The 4,153-nt window shown below is 63.8% G+C and carries 6 protein-coding genes; all 6 read right to left on the bottom strand.

The features are described from left to right. A partial coding sequence (locus EN984_RS24770) for a 4-hydroxythreonine-4-phosphate dehydrogenase PdxA (protein ID WP_206517471.1) occupies positions 1-629 on the bottom strand: 629 nt, incomplete at its 3' end. A 41-nt stretch (positions 630-670) separates the two neighbouring features. Further along, positions 671-1,420 carry an SDR family oxidoreductase gene (locus EN984_RS24765; protein ID WP_206517165.1) on the bottom strand — a complete coding sequence of 250 codons (750 nt, stop codon included), beginning with the start codon at positions 1,418-1,420 and terminating at the stop codon, positions 671-673. Between the two features lie 13 nt (positions 1,421-1,433). Beyond that, the gene (locus tag EN984_RS24760; RefSeq protein WP_236383432.1) at positions 1,434-2,384 is read right to left on the bottom strand and encodes a 3-hydroxyacyl-CoA dehydrogenase; all 951 of its coding nucleotides are present in this window, start codon (positions 2,382-2,384) and stop codon (positions 1,434-1,436) included. After that, positions 2,372-3,247 (bottom strand): N-acyl homoserine lactonase family protein, encoded by an 876-nt coding sequence (locus tag EN984_RS24755; RefSeq protein ID WP_127269454.1) that lies wholly within the window; start codon positions 3,245-3,247, stop codon positions 2,372-2,374. Before EN984_RS24755 ends, EN984_RS24760 begins: the two co-directional genes overlap by 13 nt. Next, positions 3,219-3,836, bottom strand: a complete 618-nt coding sequence (locus EN984_RS24750; protein ID WP_127269455.1) for a hypothetical protein — start codon at positions 3,834-3,836, stop codon at positions 3,219-3,221. Before EN984_RS24750 ends, EN984_RS24755 begins: the two co-directional genes overlap by 29 nt. After that, on the bottom strand, positions 3,829-4,153 hold a 325-nt coding region (locus EN984_RS24745), incomplete at its 5' end, for a substrate-binding domain-containing protein (protein WP_164765621.1). The genes EN984_RS24745 and EN984_RS24750, both read right to left, overlap by 8 nt.

Here is a 4,153-nt window from a genome sequence, read left to right as displayed (position 1 = left end):
ATACCGCCCTCCCCGGCGTGCGGATTGAGCGCGGCAATCGCAACGCGAGGCGCCGTGATCCCCAGATGATTCAGGGCTTCGATCGTCAGGTCGAGAACCCGCCGCATGCGCGGCTCCGTCGCCCTCTTCGGCACATCTTCCAGCGGAATGTGGGTCGTGACGTGGCTGACGCGAAAAGAACCGTGCGCGAGCATCATCGCGCTGTCTCGCGCCCCGGTAAGCGCCGCCAGCAGCTCGGTGTGACCCGGGAACCGATAACCGGCAAGATGCAGCGATTCCTTGTTGAGCGGCGCGGTGACGATGGCCGAAGCCTCGCCGGCCATCGTACGCCGCACACCCTCGGCCACGGCCTCATAGGCCTGCCTGCCGCCTTCCGCCGACACCTGTCCGATCTCAACGGCGGAACCCTCGATCGGCCAGATGCCGAGAGGTTCATCCGCATTCGCGACGGCGGGCAATGGTAAGGCCAGCGACCGGGCTGTCCCGCCAAGCGCCGCAAGTGACCCGATCAGGCGGAGCCGAACCGTGCCAGTCTCAAGGACCGCCGCGAAATGATGGGCGGCCTTGAGCGCGATCTCGGGTCCAACGCCGGCCGGATCGCCGATGGTGATGGCTATGGTTGCGGTCATTCAGCTCTCCATAAGCGCTGTGCGGACGTTCAGGACAAAAATCATACCAGGGGCCGCCCGCCGTCGACCGGAATGACAACTCCTGTCGCGAAGCGAAGATGGGTCGCGACTGCCAGAACCGCCTCGGCAACATCGTCGGGCGTGCCCAATCGCCCGAGCGGCGTCCGGTTCGCCTGTTCATCTCGCCAGGACTCGTCGCGGCCCTTGATGAAATCAGTGTCGACGACGCCCGGTGACACCGACACGACCCTGATTTTCGGAGCCAGGGCGCGCGCCAGCGACTTGGTTAGGTTGTCGACAGCGGCCTTGGAGGCGCAGTAGGCGATGTTGCTGCCCATGGCGGTTGCGCCGGCAATCGACGAGATGTTGACAACGACGCCGCTGGCGGCGCGGTCGAGCAGCGGCCGCATTGCCCGCGTCGCGGCGATGACACCACGCACGTTGACGCTGAAGATGCTGTCGATCAACGCGTCGTCCAGACCATCGAGGTCCGGATGCGGTACGAAACGGGTTATGCCGGCGCAATTGACCAGGATATCGAGCCGGCCGAACCTTTCCTCGATCTGGCCGGCCAATCGCGCGAGGCAGTCGCTGTCGGTGACGCTCGCCTCGGCGACGAGATGATCGCGGGGCGTTAGCGACGAGACCAGCGCTTCGGCCGCCTGGCGTGAACTGTTGTAGCCGACGACGACCGACGCCCCTTCCTGCGCGAGCCTCGATACGATCTGCGCGCCGATACCACCGGTCGCTCCGGTCACCAGGGCAACCTTGTCTTGCAGCATTGCCGCCATGGCCCTCTCCGTGTCAGACGCTGGTACGTTGCTTATAAGCGACGAGCGCCATGAGATTGCGGTCGCGCCAGGTGCTGCGTTCACCGAGGCGGGATGCCGACAGTTTCTCGCGGCGTTCGGCTTCGGCCTTGCCGATCAGCGCTTCGGACCAAGGCGCCAGATCGCGCCTTGCCAGTGCGATCGCGTGGTAGAGCGGCCCCAGACGCCGCGCATAGTCGGCAATCCCGCCAGGCGCGTTGAGGTCGATCGTCTCGAACGGTCCCATGAAGGACCAGCGGTAGCCAAGCCCGTGCGACACCGTCAGATCGATGTCGGCGGCACTTGCGACACCTTCCTCAAGCAATGCCCAGGCTTCGTTGAGCAGCGCACCCTGGAGCCTGTTCAGGACAAAGCCCTCCACCTCCTTGCGCACGACGATGGCCGCCTGGCCCACGGCTTCCATTTGTTCCCGTAGCCAAGGAACGATGTTTGCGTCCGTCCATGGCGCCGGAACCAGTTCGACCAACGGGATCAGATGTGGAGGATTCACCGGATGCACCACGAGGAAGCGTGCGCGTTTTACACATTGTTCCGTAAACGCCGAGGCAGGAATACCTGAGCTGGAGCTGCCTACGACGGCATCGGGCCGCATGGCCCGATCGATCTCGAGGCAGACGGCCTGCTTGACATCGCGCCGTTCGAGCACCGATTCCTGGATATAGTCGGCATCGGCAACCGCACTCTCGAGCGTGTCGACCACCCTTAACCGCCGCATGACAGGATCGATCGCATCGATCAGCCCGGCTTCGTGCATGTCGGCAAGACTGGCGCGGATCCTGTCAATCACCGCCACGCGGATGTCGTCGCTGCCGTCATAGATGGTCACGTCATGACCAGCACGAGCGAAGACGATCGCCCAGCCGCGGCCGACGAGCCCTGCCCCGACAATGGCCACCTTGCGGATTTGCTCCATTACTGCACCCACGATTTCTCGCCGTCCGCGAGGCAGATTTCAGTGATGCGCAGGCCATCCTTGGTGATGCGCGAGGGGAAACGGTCCTTCAGCCGCTCTTCGTGGATGGGAATGACGCGCCGTGCCTCGTAATTCACCTGCTTCATCATCTCCTCGGTCGCCAGCACGAGATTGGTCTGGCTGCCGACCGCAAGGCCCACCGGGACGTAGAGCGTCTCGACATCGACGGCAGCTCCCGAGCCCTCGATATTGTCGAAGACATAGACGAGATCGCCTGCCAGCACCCAGGTATCTTCGTTGCCGTTGCGTACGGTGACCCACATCGAACCGTAGGTGTGGCTATCGAAGGCGGGATGGAGATCGACGTTCGGCAGCACGTCCTGCTTTGCGCCATCGATCGTCACCAGCCGCTTCTGGCGGGCCAGGTCGACACCGCGTACGATATCGCCAGGGTCGACGGCGACGTTCATCCAGCGCATGCGGTCCGGCAGCGACATCGCCCAGACCCATTTCGCGATTTCGCGCTCCTGGATGTAGAAGGTAGCCTTCGGGAAGTCCTCGACATTGCCGAAATGATCGAAGTGGGCGTGGGTGACGAAGACCGTGTCGACGTCCTGCGGCGACAGGCCGATCTCGCTGAGGACGGCCTCGGGTGAGTGCCAGTTCTCGACGCCGAACTTGTCGCCGAGATGCTTGCCGTAGTCCTTGTTGTTGTAGCCGACATCGACCATGGCGACGTGGCCGTTGCCCTTGATCAGCGCATAGCAGTAGGGAAGCTTGACGTGACCCTGATTGTGGGCGCCGTAGAGCACGCCGCTCTTGTGGTAGTTGGTGACGTAGCTGTACTCAAGCACCCAGATCGAATATTGACCCATCGTTTCCTCCCTGTTTTCGCCAGCGCTGTGCACAACTGCAGCAGGCATGATTGAAATCGATCGGCGTCATGCCGGCGCGCGGCTCCGACGCCGCCTGCAGCCAGGCATAGGCGTGCTTGATCCTCTCCGCTGCCCGGTCGAGATGCTGCTGCCAGTCGCGCCGCAGCCGGGCCAGGCCGAATTCGTCAAGCACTTCGCCGAGCGTCGCGTGCGCGGTCTCCAGGCGCACGCAATGGGCCTCCAGACCGCGCGGCGTCTGCAAGGCGCCCAGGCGCTGCTTGACCTCGGCCCATTGTTCACAGGCCGCCGGGATATCCGGCAGGTCGAGCACATCGCGGCGACCGCCAGCTTCGGCCAAAACCAGCAAGCCCGCGACCTGCCCAATCAGCCGGCGCAGGCCGTCATAGATGGGACGGGTGGCGACCACGTAGCGGACGACGGCCTCGTCGGTCGCCCCGTCCTTGTCGATGGCTGGTTGGAATTGCCCGCTTTCAGCGTCCGACGGCTGCGGCGCTGCAACCAGCTCGCAGTCGTAGCGGTGAACGTTGACCGCGCGTTCGAAGAAGCGCTTTGCGGATAGATCAGTCATGATGCCTCCTGCGCGTCGTCGCGCGCTCGATCACGGCGCCTGGCGCAATCATCTGCACGACCGGCTCCCGGCCAGCATTCGTGCCCAGTTCCTTGGCCAGCGAAATCGTCGCCTCCAACATCTTTTCGATGGGCTGCTTGACGGTCGTCAGCCCGTGCGAAGGCCAATGCGCCATTTCGATATCGTCGAAGCCGACGATCGAGAGGTCGTCCGGCACGTTGAGGCCCAGTTCCCGAACGCCGTCGAGAAAGCCTATGGCGAGAATGTCGTTGGCGCAGAACACGCCGTCGGGCATCTCTTCAAGATCACGTAGCTTG

Source organism: Mesorhizobium sp. M7A.F.Ca.CA.004.12.1.1, from assembly GCF_003997835.1.
In the GTDB taxonomy this organism is placed as follows: Bacteria; Pseudomonadota; Alphaproteobacteria; order Rhizobiales; family Rhizobiaceae; genus Mesorhizobium.
The sequence above is the reverse complement of the archived record's forward strand: the minus strand, read 5'-3'. Positions and strand labels throughout refer to the sequence as shown.